Origin of the sequence: Halorussus lipolyticus, assembly GCF_029338375.1 — an archaeon.
In the GTDB taxonomy this organism is placed as follows: domain Archaea; phylum Halobacteriota; class Halobacteria; order Halobacteriales; family Haladaptataceae; genus Halorussus; species Halorussus lipolyticus.
Genome location: NZ_CP119804.1, coordinates 1,527,784 through 1,543,213 on the forward strand (window position 1 = coordinate 1,527,784; position 15,430 = coordinate 1,543,213).

A 15,430-nucleotide genomic window follows, 5' to 3' on the forward strand; every position below is an offset into this window, starting at 1 on the left:
GGTTATTCGTCTTCGTCCAAGTCGCCTTCCTCGCGCTGAACCGTCTTGATTCGCGCGATGGTCCGGCGAAGTTCCTTGAATCGACCGGGGTCCTCGGGGGCACCACCGGCCGCCTTCACTGCTTTCGCGTTGAGGAGTTCCGTTTCGAGTTCCTCCAGCTCGGACTCCCGCTCTGCGGGCGTCATGTCGCGGATTTCCTCGGTGTGAAGAATCGCCATTATTCCTCACCCTCCTCGTCTTCCATCTCGTCCATGAGGTCCTCGGCTTCCTGCTCGACTTCCTCCTCCAGTTCGTCGAGTTCCTCCTCGACGGACTGGTCGGACTCGGCGTCCTCGGATTCCTCCGAGGCGCTCTCGTCCTCGATGACCTCCTCGACGACTTCCTCGTCGATGTCTTCCTCGCCGACTTCAGCAGGCTCCTCGCCCGCCTCCTCGTCGGCTCGAAGGTCTTCGAGTTCCTCGTCGGTCGGCTCCTCGAGGAGTTCCTCGACGCCAGCCTGCTCGTTGGCCTCGACGGCCTCCGGGACGACTTCCTCGGGGCTCGCGCCCTCCTCGATTTCGAAGTCGTCGGGGAGCTTGGCGTTCGGCGGGATGATTTTGACGTCCACGCCGATGGTGCCGAGTTTGAGGACGGCGACGCCCTGACCGTGGTCAACGATGTCCTCGGCGGGTTCGCCGTTGTGCTTGATGTAGCCGCGGTTGAACTTCTCGACGCGGGAACGGGCACCAGTCACCTTACCGGACAGGACGATTTCGGCACCCAGCGCGCCGGCGTCCATGATGCGGTCGATGGTGGTGTGACCGGCCTTCCGGAAGTACCAACCGCGTTCGAGCGCGTTGGCGAGTCGGTCGGCGACGATGCGGGCGTTCAGGTCCGGCTCGTCCACTTCCTGCACGTCGATTTGCGGGTCTTCGAGGTCGAACCGCTCTTCGAGTTGGGTGGTGATCTTCCGGATGTTCTTCCCGCCTTTGCCGATGACCATACCGGGCTTCTCGGCCTTGAGGACGATTTGGGTTCCCATCGGGGTCTTGGCGACTTCCATGCCACCGTAGCCCGCGCGGCCGAGTTCCTCGGCGAAGAATTCGTCGATCTGAGACCGCTGAAGCCCGTCGTGAATGAACTCTTGTTCGTCTGCCATTATTCTTCGACCTCCTCAAGAACGAGTTCGACGTCTACTTCCATCGTGTTCCACGCGCTGGCTCGTCCCATCGCGCGGGGCTTGCGGCCCTGCACCTCGCCGATTTTGTGGGCGGCGACGTGCATGATTTCCATCTCCTCGCCGTCGAAGCCCTGCTGGTCCGCGTTGTTGACGACGTTCTCGATGAGGGTCAGGAAGGCCTCGCTGGCCTTCTCGGGGTAGCGACCGGCGTCCCAGCCGTCGATGTCGCTTCGGTGGCCGACGCCGCTGTTATGTTGCTTGAACGGCACCGACTGCTCCTCGTTGATGACCGCTTGGAGGTACTCGCGGGCCTCTCCAGCGGTCATGCCCTTGATTTCGCGGGCGATGGCTTTGCTGTGCTTGTGGCTCATGTGCCGCTCCCGGAGCATCCCCTTGGCGGTTGTGTCCGGGTCGGTCTCGACGCTGTAACTGATTCCCATGGTTTACTTGAGTGGCACGAACTTCGAGGAGCGGGTCGCGCCGATACCGGCCTGTCCGTGTTCGACCGACTTTCGGGTCAGTTGGAATTCGCCGAGGTAATGGCCGATCATCTCAGGCTCGACGTACACGCGCTCGAAGCTCTGACCGGTGTACACCTCGAACGTCTTCCCCACGAACTCCGGCAGAATCGGCATGTTCCGGAGGTGCGTCCGAATCGGGTCGTTTGCCGACCCCTCCTCGGTCGCCTCGCGGGCCTCCTCCAGCAGTTTCTCCTGCTGGGCGGACAGACCACGCTCGATAGTTCGCCGCTGGCGAGCGGGAAGCAGTTCCGCGACTTCATCGACGCTCAGGTCCTGCAACTCGTCGAGGTCGTAGCCGCGGTAGGTGAACTCACCTTCACGGCCGGTTCGGTATTCGCCTTCGCTCATGGCTAGTTACCTCCTCGTCCCGTTCGCCGGGACGAGATGTCCCCGACCTTCCGTCCGGGCGGTGCGTTCCGCGAAACGGACTTGGGTTTGCCGGGGTGCTGGCGGCCACCGCCACCGAACGGGTGGTCGACGGCGTTCATCGCTACGCCGCGCACGTTCGGCCACTTGGTGCCGCGAGCCTTCATCTTGTGGTGCTTGTTACCTGCCTTGACCATCGGCTTCTCGGTTCGGCCGCCACCTGCGACCACGCCGATGGTCGCCCGACAGTCGGGCGAGAGGCGCTTGACCTCGCCGCTGGGCAGTTCCACGACGGCGGCGTCGCGGTCGTGCGTGACGAGGTTCGCGCTCACGCCGGAGGCGCGAGCGAACTTGCCACCGTCGCCGGGCTGGCGCTCGACGTTACAGACCGGGACTCCTTCCGGAATCTCGGCCAGCGGCAGTGTGTTGCCCTCCTTGATTTCGGCGCTAACGCCGATTTGGATGGTCTCGCCGACGCCGACACCCTCGGGAACGAGGATGAGGCGCTGGTCGCCGTCCTCGAACTCGACGGCGGCGACTGGCGCGCTTCGGGCCGGGTCGTGTTCGATGTCCACGACCGTCCCGGAGACGGTATCGACGTCTTCGGGCTTCTTGTGCGTGAGGTCCGCCTTGTACTGGTGCGACGGGGCGCGGAACGTCGGCGTCCCGCGACCACGTCGCTGTCCTTGAATTCGTCGTCCCATGTGTCAGAACACCCCGATTCGGGAGGCGACTTCCTGCGCGTCGTCGTCCTCGGAGAGAGTCACCGTGGCCTTCTTGTCACCGTTCATGGTGACCTGCGTGTTGACCTTCTCGATGGTGACCTCGTACTGTTGCTCGATTTCCTCGCGGATTTCGGGCTTGTCTGCGTCGAGGTCCACGATGAACTGGAGCTTGTTGTCGAAGTCCATCTGGTTCATCGCCTTCTCCGTGACCCACGGATACTCGATGACCGAACTCATCGCTCGGCCACCTCCTCGACTGCACTCTCGGTCCAGACCGTGAGTCGGCCGGGATGCGCGCCGGGCGCGAGGTCCTCTGCGTTGACCTCACCGGCGGTCGCCACGTCGGCACCCGCGAGGTTGCGGGCGGCCTTCGACGGTTCGTCGCTGGTCACGAACAGGACCGACTTGGGCGTCTTGTACTTGCGCCCACGGGTCGTACCCTGTCCGGCCCGAATCGACTTGTTCTCCTCGGCGCGCTCGATGTCGGCGTCGAGGCCGACTGCTTCGAGGAAGGAGACGACCTCCTTGGTCTTCACGAGGTCCTCGAAGTCGTCCGAGACGACCAGCGGCAGTTCGAGGTCGTCGTCGAACTGGTGGCCGCGCTCGGAGACGAGGTCGGCGTCGGTGGTCGCCGCGACGGCGCTCCGAATCGCCTTCTTTCGCTCCTTCGTGTTGATGTCGAGCGTTCGGTCTTTCTCCTCTTTCGGCGGGTGCGCCTTGCGACCCCCAACGGCCTGCGGCACTCGGGCCGCCTGACCGTTCGTCCGGGGGACGTGGGCCATCCCGCGACCGCTACCGGGCGACTCCGCCGAGGTTCGCATCCCAGCGTAGTCGTCCGCGCCGTAGTCCTGCTTGCGGTTTGCCTGCGCGGCGAGGACGGCTCGCTTGATGAGGTCCTTCCGGACGGTCTTGTCGAAGACCGCCGGCAGGTCGAGCGTACCGTCTTCCTCGCCGTCGAGGTTGCGGATTGTTGCCTGCATAGTTTATCCTTGGTTGGATTCGGTGCTTACGTACCGCACCTCGGGGTCGAGGCGCGGCTGATCTTTCGGTCGGACGGCAGGGCGGAAGCGCAGGAGGCGCTTGTCCGGGCCGGGGACCGAACCTTTGACCAGCGCGTACTGGCCATCGACTTCGCCGTAGTTGACGAAGCCACCATCGACGTTGATGTCGTCGCCTTCACCGAGGTCGATGAGGCGCTTGTTCAGTTCGGTACGCTGGTGGTAGCCGGTCTGGCCCTGCTGGGGCACGGTCGAACGCACGCGGGACGGGTTCCACGGGCCGAGGTTACCGATTCGGCGCCGCCATCCCTGCCGTGCGTGCTTGCCCTTTCGCTTCTGGACGCCCCATCGCTTGACGGGACCCTGCGTGCCTTTACCTTTCGTGACGCCGCTCACGTCCATGTACTCGCCGGCGCGGAACACGTCGTTCATGTCGTGTTCCCCGCCGTCGGCGAGTACGTCCAGCGCGAAGTCGACGCGGTCGTCGAGCGACCCGCCGCCGACGCGAGTCTCCATCACGTCGGGCTTCTTCTTGGGAACGCTGGGGATGTTGTCCGGAACGGTGTGGGTGACGACGCGAAGGTCGGCGACGTCGCCGTTCTGAACTGCTTCGCGCAGTTCGTCCTTGGCGGCGTCGGCGTCGTAGTCCTCCGGCACGTCGAGCGTGCGCGAGAGGTCGTCGTGGAAGTCGTCGCCCCACACTTCCGTCAGCGGCTTCTTGCCGTACGGCGTGTCTTCGTAGGCTCGCAGAGCGACCGCTCGCATGGGCGGCGTCTCCACGATGGTGACGGGAACGGTCTCCTCCATCCCCTCTCGCGGGGAGTCGGATTCGTCGTTGACCATCACCACGTGGGTCATGCCGACCTTGTAACCCGCGAAGCCCTGCAGGGACGGACTGCCGTCTCCTTCGGGCCACGAGTTGAAGCGCGGAACCTCACTGGTCGCACGCTTGCGGGGGCCGAACCCTAGCGAACCTTTGCGTGGTCTGCTTGTTTCTGGCATCGTATCACTTCTCTTTGAGGTTCAGGCAGGCGAGGGCGGCGAACATCGCTTCTTCAGTTCGCACGACCCCGCTACCTTGATTCGGAACCGCGTTCAGCCAGAGGTCAAACCGGCCGGGTGCGCCCGATTCGACTCCGGACTCCGCGTCCGCCTCGTCCTCCCCGACTGGCCACGTATCGGCCAGCGAATCTGTGGGGAGGTCGAGCATCTCCGGCAGACCGCGACCCGGTGAACCGAATGCGACGGTCATACCGTCACGCTCGGTCCGGCCGACCAGTTCGGTCAGCCGCCGGGCCGTCAACTCGACCCCGTGGCGGGACGTTCCGATTCGAACGCCCGCGTCGTCGCGGTCGAGGGCCGCCGGAAGGTCCATGCGCATCACCGACAAGCCCGAAACGGGCTCGTCTACGAGTTTCGCACGGACCGGACTTCGCGAAGAGATCCTGACGGTTACGCGCTCTCCCTCGCCAACCTCCATTTCTGGCGGTACGACGAGTGAGATCGGGTGTTGCAGTCCGCAATTGACCCGAACGCGCCCTTCAGGTCCGACCTCGGTCACGATTCCCTGTCTTAACGACCCCGAACCCTCGGATTCGGAGCCGGTCAGTGACGGAGCGCGGAGCGGCGGCAGGACGCCCGCGTACTCCAGTTCGTCCCGCTTGCCGAATACCTCCTTTCGGAGATAGGGCGGCGTCGCGGCGTACTCCAGCACGGTGCTTACGAACCCGCCACCCCATCGCCGTTCGCCGTCGGGGTCCGGAAAGACCACGAGGCGGTCGGCCCGGAACACCGTCGCCGCGCGGGCGACGTAACCGATTTTGCGAGTCGCCTCGCGCTTGTCTTCGGCTTCCCGGACGAGGGATGACGGAACGAGGACGCTGACGGTCATACCATACCGCTTCGACGCCCCGTCACTAGACTGTAGCGAATCGTACCGGCTTAGGTCTTAAAAGGGTGCCGCTTTACTCTCGGGATTGCGATGGCCTCACAAAGCTCCTGCCGGCAGAAATCACGGCTTGAAGCGTGGGACCTCCTCACATCCACTCCGTTCGAGACGAGGCCGTCTGATACGAAGCCAACCGCGGAGCATCGTAACCGCCACGGACTCACACGCCTCACGACGGTCGCGCGTGCCCGAATCAAGATTAATTGTCGGGGACAGCACCGTCGGCGTCCTCCTCGAAACCGGGGCTTGAATAATGCCACCGTATGGCGATTCCGTCTGCTTTCGGAAGCCTTATTTGTTCGCCCGGCATTGTTGGAAATGCAGACGAAGACCGAACACGTGCGCTGGTAGTGTAGTGGTATCACGTGACCTTGCCATGGTCGCAACCGGGGTTCAAATCCCCGCCAGCGCATTTCTACTGAAGCAAGTTGGCGAGCGACGTTCATGTCGCTCGCTCCCGCGCGAGGTGAAATCGTTCTACGGGGATTGGAAGTAGACGAGTCGCACGCCCGCGCAACGTAGTGAGCAGGACCGTCTCGGCGTGGTTCGAATCCCCGCCAGCGCACTTCTCTTAGGCGCTAACTGTCGAGCAGTGCTTGTATTGTTCGACTTCTGTGTCGTTGTGAATGTGGAAGGATTGGATTTTCGTTCACGAGGAGCCCCCGATTTCCGAACACCTGCCCACCGAGAGGTGTCTCTCAGCCCCAAGCATAGCAACCCCTACATTCGTTATAGAAATAATATTATTTTTATAGCAAATATTTTCACACCTCTAGCTACGCTCGACCGACGCGCCCGCGTAGTCGCCGGCTTCGACACCGTTCACGCACGCGAAAGAAAAACGGCGGAAAGCTACATCGCGGACCGCGCCGGTCCGTGTTCCGGTGGCGTTACTCGCGTCGTCGCGCCAACAGGAGCGCGCCGAGGAGCGCCACCAGCGCGGCGGGGAGTCCGAATCCGGGGATGCCCGAACCGGAGCTACCGCCCTTGGTCTGCTCGTCTCGGTCGTCGCTCATGCCCTTCTCGGTGGTCGCGGACGAGACCGAGAGGGTGCCGGCCGTCGCAGAGCCGACAGCGATTTCGTGGTCGCCCGCGCTGAACGTGCGGACGAACTCGACGGACGCCGACTCGCCCGACGCGAGCGTCACGTCCTCGGAGGCCACGACTTCGCCGTCCACGGTCAGTTCAACCGTGTGAGTGCCCTCGCCGGACCCGACGTTTTCGACGGTGGCCGTCACCGCGACGGCCTCGTCGGCCGTGACCTCGGTCGCGTTGAGCGAGGACGTGCTGACCTCGAAGGAGGCCGAGTCGAGACCGACCGCGAAGGTGCCGGTCGAGTTCGCCGGGGCGTAGAACCGGTAGGACCCGCCCTGCTTGTTGCGGACCTTGGTTTCGACTGCCGACCACGTGCCCTCCTCGTACTGGTAGAGCGCGACGTTCTTCGGCGCGTCCGTCATCGAGGCGTCCACGCCGAACTTCACGCCGACCGTCCCGAGTTTGCTGTCCCGGATGTAGGTCGGCGTCAGCGTCAGGTAGCCCAGCGTCTGGCCCGCGTCCTCGAAGGCCGAGACGCCGCTCGGTGCCGACGACGACGCTTCGGCTTCCACGAAGAACCGGGCTTGGGCGTCCCGCGTGTCGGGCTTGACCGTCAGTCCGCGGAAGGTCGCGTCACCGCCAGCGAGGCCGCCGCCGCCGAACGAAACCCGGCCGGGATTACCCGACCGCGCGTTCGTGATTTCGACCTTGGCGTAGCTTGCGGTCTGTTTGAGTATCTCCTCTTGGATGGCTGGCGGGGGCGCACCGCCTGCGCCGCCACCACCGCCACCGCCACCACCGCCGCCGCTACTTGCGCTTCCGACGGTGAACGTGAGGGTGTGCCACTTGCCGTTTCCGGCCTCGTCTTCGAGGTAGACCTCGAATTTGTGGTCGCCGCTCGACAGGCCAGTCGCCTTGTAGCCGATGGTGCCGTTCCCGATGGAAGCGTTTTGGAGGACGTTGGCACCGTCGAATTTCGCTCGGAGCGCGCCGGGTTCGACGCCGCTCCGGTCGTCGGTGAAACTGAGGTTGATAGTGACCGACGAGGTACCGCCGTCGAACTCCGCGCCGTTTCCGGGCGAGACGCTGAACAGTTTCGGTGGCTTCGTGTCGCCCTCGACCGAGAACTGCGTCGTGTAGTTCTCTCGGTTGCCCGCCTCGTCCACGACGACGGCAGTCGCGTTGTAGGTCTCGCCGTTGTCCAGCGAGGCGTTGTACGTCGCGTACTTGCTCGTGATGGTCGCGGCGTCCGTCGAGGTGACTTCGGTTCCCTCGAAGTGGAGTTCGACCGCGCTCGCGTTCACGCCGGTCATGTCGTCGGTGTAGTTGAACTCGACGGTCGCGTTCGGCGTGCCGTACCCGAGCGTGTCGTCGGGCGTCACGCTGGTTTCGAGCGTCGGCGCGGTCTGGTCGTCGGCGACTGCGCCGTAGGTCGAGAAGTGCGTGACGTTGGTCGTCCAGTAGGTGTCGTTCGTGCCGTCCGGGAGCGTGACCTTCCGAATCGTCGTGCCCTGAAGCTCCCAGTTCCCGGCCGATTCGTTGTAGTAGCTGATGTTCGCCTGCTCGGCCGAGACGCCCTCGGGCAGTTGGGACTCGTTGACCGGAATCCCTATCATCGCGGTGTCGAGGGCGCTACGCAGATTCGACCCGAGCTGTCCGTTCAGGAAGTTGATACCCTTCAGGTTCGGCGAGAGGGGCGCGAGTTCCGACCGACTCGACGTGACCGTGACGAAGGTGTCTTTGACTTCCGTGTCCGTCTCGAACTGGATGAACAGCCCCGACCCTTCGACTTTCACCGTGACGGTGTTGTTCTCCGTGCTGACCGTGCTGAGGTTCGCCGAGGAGGTCCCGGTTCCGGTGTTGCCGGTCAGGTCGGTTCCGGTCGCGGTCACGTTGTAGCCGCCGTCACCGCTGAGTTCGAAGGTACCGGCCCACTCTCGCGTGGCGTTGTTCCGGAGAGACACGTCCCGCTGGGTCCCGTTCGACAGTGTGACCGTCGCGGTCGGTTTCGAGGCCAACTCCTCGTCGGACGTTACCGTGACCGACCCGTGACTCGAATTCTCCCGGCCCAGCGTCGCGCCGATGTCCGGCCCGCCCCGGTCCACGACCACGGTCGAGTCGGCGGTGCGAATCTTCCAGTTGCCCGCCTTGTCGATGCCGACCGCGTAGAGCGTGTAGTTCCCGTCGTCGGGGACCGTCGAGAGGTTTGCCGACGTGACCCACTCGCCGCTCTGGTAGGTCGTCGGGAGCCACGTGCCGTAGCTGGTGAAGTTCGCCGAGAGGAAGAACGCGGCCCGTTCGAGACCGATGGGCGAGTCGCTCGCTGTCGCCGTCGCGTGGAGCGGACCGGTCGTCCGAACCACGTCCTCGACCGTCGAGGGGTTCGACGTCGCCGCGAGTCCCGTGACGCTCACCGACGGCTTGGTGTTCTCGACGCGGAAGGCGTCGAAGACCGTGTTCTCGACCGTGTTGCCCTCTGCGTCGGCGAGGCGAAGCGCGAGGTTCATCCGCCCGGTGTGGTTCTCGACCCGGAGCGTGGCCTCGTAGGTGTCCCAGCCGACCCGCTCGACGCTGGCCTTCGTCCATCCGGCATCGTCCTCGAAGGGCGTGGTCGTGACGTTACCGGGCGACATCCACACGTCCGCGGTCATGTCGGGGTCGTTCGTCCAGTGAGTCTGGAATCGGAACGTCACCGTGTCGCGAGTCACCGTGTGATTCGCGTTCAGCGACTCGATGCGCGTGTTGTCGAGCATCGGCGGTCGGTTGTCGCCGCCTTCGGTGTAGGTGATTCCGTAGTCGGTGACCGATTTGGTCGAGAGCGGCGTGGCGTCGTTGTTCGAGACGACCTCGATGGTCGCGTCGTCTCCATCGGTGAGTTTCGCCGTATCGAAGTCGAGGAAGCCAGCATCGGTCGTTTTCGCGTCCAAGGCGAGGTCGCCGTTCCGGTAGACTCGAATCCGGTCGGTCGCGCTATCGTGGTAGCCCCACAGTTCGGGTCCGCCAATCGACTGCGGATTGACGATGGTGTTCAGCCATGCCCCGTTGGAGGCGTCGCTGAAGAACGCGTTGACGTGAGGGACGAACGGATGGCGGTTGAAGTCGAACGCCATCGTCTCGTTGGCCTCGGGGACGGGACCGAGAGTGAGAGACGACTCTATCGACCACTCGCCGCCACTTCCCTCGCCTTCCATCGAATGGTACTGCAGGCCTCCGTCGCCGTCGGCCGCGAGGTCAGTACTCTCGTCCGGTCTCGGCGAGAGGTAAATCGTCTGCTCGCGGGTGTCACCGATGCTCCCCTCGACGCTGTGGGTGTAGTACGTGTCGAACCACGTCCCGCCAATCGCCGTCATCGAGACGTTGTACGTCGCCGAGCGGTTGGCACGGTAGTACGTGACGTTCTTTCTCGCCAGTTGGCTCTCGTCCACGCTGGTCGTCTTCGGACCCGTGACGCCGGCGTCGGTGTTGACGAGGTAGTACAGCGAGGACGCGTCGAGAGACGTTGCCTCCGCGCTGTCGGGTGCGCCGGCGGTGAGGAGGCGGTGGACGCTGACGTTGAGGTCCGCGTCCTTCGAGAACCGAACCGCGGTCGTGTCCGACGCGCCGGTTCTGAGGTCCATTATGTACGCCAGCTCATCGGCTGGTTTTCGAACCGTCACGTCGGCCATTCGGGTCCGGACGCTCTCGTCGATAGCCGACGTGTCGAGTGTGTACTTGACGGTGTTGCTCTCGTCAAGCGCGATGGTCGTGTCGTCGGTGACGCTGATCTTCCTGGATACGACTATCGGCCGCCCCGTGTCCTCGTTGAGGCCATCGGTGAGAACGTTGTATTTGCCGGGACTGACGATGGTGTACGTCGCGGTGTCACCGGAAATATTCTTGAGTCCGGCCATACCGGCGGTACTGAACGGCCCCTCGTTCTCTGCGAACAGCCAGATGTCGTCCCCGTCGGTCGAAGTTCCGTTGATACCGGATTTCTGGATAGTGAGTTGGCTCGCGCGGACGAAGCCGAAGATAGTCTGATACTGGTCGCCGAACTCAACCCGACCGGAGTAGATGCCAGCCTCGACGTTGGTGTCGAGCATCAGTTTCACGTCGGCGCTCTCGCCGGGTGCGAGGGTAAGACTCGTCTTGTTGAGTTCCACCTTCGCGGTGCTGTCTCCGGCGATGTTCCGGACAGCAACCGTCGTGTTGAGCGTCGTCTCCGTCTCGCCGAGGTTTCTGACGGTGAGGTTCTTCGAGACGTTCGTGTCGCTACTGTAGGTCCCGAAGTCCACGGTTCCGGGTTCGACCACGACGTTCGTACCGATGGCCTCGGCGGCGTTCAGTCGGCCCGCGCCTTGGGTGTAAACGTCCTGCGAGCCGAGGGGGTCGGCCGTGCTGACCATCGCGCTCTTGACGCGCGAGGGCGTCCAGTCGTCGTGTGCTTGGAGCATCAGCGCCGCGGTTCCGCTCACCACGGGGGCCGCCATGCTGGTTCCGCTGTAGCTGACGTAATCGCTGTCGTATCCGGCCTCGGAGGAGGCGGCACTCATCACTCGCACGCCGGGCGCGACGAGGTCGGGTTTGAGGTACATTCCGGCGGGCGTCGGACCGCGCGAGGAGAACTCGGCGATGTTGCCGTACTTGTCGCTCGCGCCGACCGTGATGGCGCTCTTGTGGATACCGGGCGACCCGACCGTGCTGTATCCCGGTCCTTCGTTTCCGGCCGAGACGACGACAGTAACGTTGTTGTCTCGGGCGTGTTGGACTGCGTCACGGTACGGGTCGTTCGAGCGCACGGTCTCGGGCGGACCGCCGAGACTCATGCTGATGATGTCGGCGTTCTGGTCCACGCCGTAGTCCATCGCTTGGATGATGGCGGAAGTCGGGCACGCTTGATAGATGCTACACGCCTTGGCGTCGATGAGGTCCGCCTTGGGGGCGATGCCCGTGTACTTTCCGCCGCTGGCGGTTCCGTCGCCAGCGATGATGCCCGCGACGTGGGTGCCGTGACCGTACCGGTCGTCGCCGACCGCCGACGTCCCGTCGTCAACGAACTCCGCTTGGGCCACCACGGACCCTTTGAGGTCGGGGTGGCTCTGGTCGATTCCCGTGTCCACGACGGCGACCCGAATCCCCTCGCCGGAGACGTTGTACTTGGTTCGGGCCTGCCCGGCCGAGACGCGCTTGTTGGCCTCGTCGAGGGTGACGTTGTACTTCACGTCGAGAGAGACCTTTCCAACGTCGTCGCTGGCGGCGAGTTGGTCGAAGGCGAGGCCAGCGTTCGACTTCGGCACGTCACCGGCCGCCGCACCGACGCTCGATAGCGTCTTGCTCTGGTGGACCGCAGGCGCGGTGCTCAGGACATCGACGTTTCCGTCCGCGCTGGCGGTGAAGTACTCGCCGTCGTCAGTGTTCTTCTCTTTCTCGCTCACGATGACCGGAATCGAGTCGGTCTCCTCGTCGGTGAGGTTCTGCTCGACGAGGAAATCGACGTTGAACAGGTTCCGGTCGAACGTGCCGAAGTCCACCGACTCGGGGTAGATGTACGTCTCGTTGTCGGTCGAAATCCTCTGCATCGGCACGTCGGCCTCGACGTGGTAGCGAGTCCGGTTATCGACCTCGGCGACGGTCACGGTCTGGCCCGTGACGAGCGTCACCTCCGTCGTGGTCGCGTTCTCCGGAAGCGACTCGCTTCGAGGAGCGCCGTTCGCAGGGAATCGCCGGTCCGTGGCCGACGAGGAGGCCACAGACGACTCCTCCGGGTTCGAGGACCTCGCAGGGTGGGTGGCCTCCTGTGCTTGCTGTGCGACTGCTGTCGTCTCGGTCGCCGAGACCGGGGCGTCGGCCGTGGGCGTCGCCGAGACGGCGAGAGCGGGCGTGACGGCACTGCCGACGAGCAAGACAGACAGGACGAGTGCCATCACCGCTTCGCTTCTAGTTAGATTACGTAACTTTTCTCTCGGATTGCCTTTCATGTCGTTACTGCGGGAGAAATATCACCAACAGTATTTATATCCTATCATAAATTATCAAATCTGATGATTAACAGCAGTTATTTTCTTCGGGAGGAGACGAGACTGTCGTCACCAAACGCCTTAGAACGACCGGACTCTCTGTCCAGTTATGACGGCAATCGCACTGCTCAGCGTCGCACCCGTGACCGAGGACAGCATGGCCGAGGAGGTCGCCAAAGCGGTCGCCGCGCTGGACGAGTTCGACGTGTCCTACGAGACCAACCCGATGGGGACCGTCGTCGAGGCCGACTCGGTGGACGAACTGTTCGACGCCGCGCAGGCGGCCCACGAGGCGGTGGACGGCGACCGCGTGGGTACCTTCCTGAAGATAGACGACAAGCGCACGCGCGAGCAACGCGCGCACGAGAAAGTCGATGCGGTCGAGGAGGTCCTCGGTCGGGACGCCAAGCGGGAGCGATAGCAATACAGACTTGCTCGAAAAATAGAATCACAATTATAAAACAAATATTTAGGCATCTTATCCCGCCGTGTCGAGCGCGGACCACGCGAATCAGCATCGAACCCACATCGACTGATAAACTGTTTACGGGGTGACGCCCAATCGTCGCCCATGGACAGTCTCAACCGGAACGCCTTGGAGTTGGCCGACGAGGCGCTGGACTTCGCCGAGGAGCTAGACATCGGAGCGCGCGAACTCGAAAACGGGGCGACCGTCCTCGACTTCGGACACGAGTTCGACGGCGGCATCGAGGCCGGTCTCCTGCTCGCGGAGATGCAGACCGCGGGTCTCGCCACGGTCCAAACCCGAATGGACGAGGTGGCGGGCGCACCCCTCCAACACGTCGAACTGACGAGCGACCATCCCGCGCTGGCGCTTCTGTGTTCCCAGAAGGCCGGATGGGAGGTCACGACCGAGGACTTCGAGGGCCTCGGGAGCGGCCCGGCCCGCGCGCTCGTCGCCGAGGAGGACGAATTCGCCCGCGTGGGCTACGAGGACGTGTCGGAGTTCGCGGTGCTGGCCGTCGAGAGCGACGACTACCCGACCGCGGCGGTGGCCGAGCAGGTCGCGGACCTAACCGGCGTCGAACCGAGTAGCGTCTTCCTGCCCGCGGTCCCGACCGCGAGCGTCGCCGGGAGCGTGAGCATCGCCTCGCGTACAGCAGAGATGGCCGTCTTCCGCCTCTCGGAACTGGGTTACGACCCCCTCGACATCGTGAGTGTCACCGGCTCTGCGCCGGTCGCGCCCGTGGCCGGCGACGAGGAGACCGCCATCGCCCGAACCAACGACGCGCTGGCCTACGGCGGGCAGGTCCACATCACGGTCCGCGAGGAGTTCGACCGCTTCGAGGAAATCGTCTCGACCGCCAACGACGAGTACGGCACCCACTTCGCCGAAATCTTCGAGTCGGTCGATTGGGACTTCTACGAAATAGACGAGAGCGTCTTCGCCCCCGCACAGGCCACCGTCAACGTCGTCGGCGGCGACACCTACGTCGTCGGCGAGCGCGACGACGAGCTACTGGCCGAGAGCTTCGGCCTCTGAGCGACCGGAGGACAGCAGAGACACCATGCAATTCAAACTGGTTCCCGAACCCCCGGAGAGTCTGGAGTTCGTCGCGGAGGCCCAGCGTGCAGTCCCGCTGGTGCCCGGTAGCGAGGACGACTGCTGTGCCCGGATGCTCGACCGGACCGACCTGACGAGCCGGGACGAGGCCCGGACGTGGCTGACCTACTTGCGAGCGTTGGGGCTTGCCGAGGAGAAGTCGTCGGGATTCGCCCGGATTCGGCGCGACCCCGAACCGGAGTACCTGCGCGAGCAATTTCGGGAGAACGTCTTCGGGGTGCCCGCCCTGTTGGAGATTCTGGAGGGTGCCGACGAATCGCTGTCTGCCGAGGAGGTGTTTGCGGAGTTCGAGGACGAGGTGCCGACGTGGGAACACCACAAGAATCCGAACTCGTGGGAGGAGATTTGGAGCGAGCGTGTCGAGTATCTGTTAGACTGGTCGGTATTGTTGGGATTAGCGGAGGAAGTGGACGGAGAATACGCGGTGGAGTAATCACCTCCGTCATCCAAGTTTTGTCTTGATTTACCACTCTACGCAATTACTCTATAATCAGCTGGGCAAACATATTTATCCTAGCACCACAATACATAAGTCAAGATTCATTATGAGTGATTGGGCTGAAGACTTTTACGAGATTCAAGATGTGGTCGTTGACAATTCAAATCTCCGTAACAAAATTGTAGAATTAGTAAACGACGAACCAATACACGGAAAGGCCTTCGAAGGTGGTAATCGGACAGAATCTTTCCGAGAGATATTGGTCGGATTCTTTGAAGGAGAGATGAAATTAGAAGAATCAATTAAGAAAGTTTCAATAGACCTTCCTGAACAAGAGTCTCGCTACTCTGGCAATGGGAACGTATTTCCGAGAGGATGGGATGAAAGATTAATCCGCACCCAAGCTAGCCGATTTTACAACCAAGCTGTACTTTTAACGCTAAAAGAACGTGGCGATGATATGTGCCACATTCCTCATTCTTCAGAGGAAGATAGAGATTCAGCCTGTACAAGGGAACTGGCAGGGAGAGAAGTTGAAATAGAAATGTTGTTAGATCGACTAGAACGAACCTATCAGCAAGCAGACTATCATAATAAAGTCAAAATTCCCAATCATCCTCACTGCACACATACGATAGTGCCAATATCTGAATAATTA

General features: G+C 62.9%; 14 protein-coding genes and 1 tRNA gene. 5 read left to right on the forward strand and 10 right to left on the reverse strand.

Features of this window, described 5'->3' with window-relative positions; all coding sequences use genetic code 11:
* Nucleotides 1-2: 2 nt before the first annotated feature.
* The 9 genes from rpmC to P2T57_RS07765 are packed head-to-tail and all read right to left on the reverse strand — an operon-like array spanning nucleotide 3 to nucleotide 5,660.
* Nucleotides 3-218 (reverse strand): 50S ribosomal protein L29, encoded by a 216-nt coding sequence (gene rpmC, locus P2T57_RS07725; RefSeq protein WP_276301907.1) that lies wholly within the window; start codon nucleotides 216-218, stop codon nucleotides 3-5.
* The gene (locus P2T57_RS07730; protein WP_276301908.1) at nucleotides 218-1,138 is read right to left on the reverse strand and encodes a 30S ribosomal protein S3; all 921 of its coding nucleotides are present in this window, start codon (nucleotides 1,136-1,138) and stop codon (nucleotides 218-220) included. Before P2T57_RS07730 ends, rpmC begins: the two co-directional genes overlap by 1 nt.
* Nucleotides 1,138-1,599, reverse strand: coding sequence for a 50S ribosomal protein L22 (locus P2T57_RS07735; RefSeq protein ID WP_276301909.1), 462 nt, complete (start codon nucleotides 1,597-1,599; stop codon nucleotides 1,138-1,140). Before P2T57_RS07735 ends, P2T57_RS07730 begins: the two co-directional genes overlap by 1 nt.
* Nucleotides 1,600-1,602: 3 nt before the next feature.
* Entirely contained in the window at nucleotides 1,603-2,028 is a 426-nt protein-coding gene (locus P2T57_RS07740) for a 30S ribosomal protein S19 (RefSeq protein ID WP_276301910.1), read from the reverse strand.
* Between the two features lie 2 nt (nucleotides 2,029-2,030).
* Nucleotides 2,031-2,750, reverse strand: coding sequence for a 50S ribosomal protein L2 (locus tag P2T57_RS07745; protein ID WP_276301911.1), 720 nt, complete (start codon nucleotides 2,748-2,750; stop codon nucleotides 2,031-2,033).
* 3 nt (nucleotides 2,751-2,753) lie between these two features.
* The gene (locus P2T57_RS07750) at nucleotides 2,754-3,008 is read right to left on the reverse strand and encodes a 50S ribosomal protein L23 (RefSeq protein ID WP_276301912.1); all 255 of its coding nucleotides are present in this window, start codon (nucleotides 3,006-3,008) and stop codon (nucleotides 2,754-2,756) included.
* A complete protein-coding gene (rpl4p, locus tag P2T57_RS07755) occupies nucleotides 3,005-3,751 on the reverse strand; it encodes a 50S ribosomal protein L4 (RefSeq protein WP_276301913.1) in 747 nt (248 codons plus the stop codon). The genes P2T57_RS07750 and rpl4p overlap by 4 nt, the downstream gene beginning before the upstream one ends.
* A 3-nt stretch (nucleotides 3,752-3,754) precedes the next feature.
* A complete protein-coding gene (locus P2T57_RS07760) occupies nucleotides 3,755-4,771 on the reverse strand; it encodes a 50S ribosomal protein L3 (RefSeq protein WP_276301914.1) in 1,017 nt (338 codons plus the stop codon).
* Nucleotides 4,772-4,775: 4 nt separating this feature from the next.
* Nucleotides 4,776-5,660, reverse strand: a complete 885-nt coding sequence (locus P2T57_RS07765) for an RNA methyltransferase (RefSeq protein ID WP_276301915.1) — start codon at nucleotides 5,658-5,660, stop codon at nucleotides 4,776-4,778.
* Between the two features lie 398 nt (nucleotides 5,661-6,058).
* Between P2T57_RS07765 and P2T57_RS07770 the strand changes: the two genes are divergently transcribed.
* Nucleotides 6,059-6,129, forward strand: a tRNA-Gly gene (locus P2T57_RS07770).
* A gap of 478 nt (nucleotides 6,130-6,607) precedes the next feature.
* On the opposite strand, the gene P2T57_RS07775 is transcribed toward P2T57_RS07770, so the two are convergent.
* Entirely contained in the window at nucleotides 6,608-12,655 is a 6,048-nt protein-coding gene (locus P2T57_RS07775) for a S8 family serine peptidase (RefSeq protein ID WP_276301916.1), read from the reverse strand.
* Between the two features lie 202 nt (nucleotides 12,656-12,857).
* On the opposite strand from P2T57_RS07775, the gene P2T57_RS07780 reads away from it, so the two are divergent.
* The 4 genes from P2T57_RS07780 to P2T57_RS07795 all read left to right on the forward strand — a co-directional run bounded on the left by P2T57_RS07780 (nucleotide 12,858) and on the right by P2T57_RS07795 (nucleotide 15,427).
* On the forward strand, nucleotides 12,858-13,169 hold the full coding sequence (locus tag P2T57_RS07780; protein WP_276301917.1) for an MTH1187 family thiamine-binding protein: 312 nt from the start codon (nucleotides 12,858-12,860) through the stop codon (nucleotides 13,167-13,169).
* 150 nt (nucleotides 13,170-13,319) lie between these two features.
* On the forward strand, nucleotides 13,320-14,252 hold the full coding sequence (mch, locus tag P2T57_RS07785; protein ID WP_276301918.1) for a methenyltetrahydromethanopterin cyclohydrolase: 933 nt from the start codon (nucleotides 13,320-13,322) through the stop codon (nucleotides 14,250-14,252).
* Between the two features lie 25 nt (nucleotides 14,253-14,277).
* The gene (locus tag P2T57_RS07790; RefSeq protein ID WP_276301919.1) at nucleotides 14,278-14,766 is read left to right on the forward strand and encodes a double winged helix-containing putative transcriptional regulator; all 489 of its coding nucleotides are present in this window, start codon (nucleotides 14,278-14,280) and stop codon (nucleotides 14,764-14,766) included.
* Between the two features lie 112 nt (nucleotides 14,767-14,878).
* Nucleotides 14,879-15,427, forward strand: coding sequence for a hypothetical protein (locus P2T57_RS07795; RefSeq protein ID WP_276301920.1), 549 nt, complete (start codon nucleotides 14,879-14,881; stop codon nucleotides 15,425-15,427).
* Nucleotides 15,428-15,430: the final 3 nt, after the last annotated feature.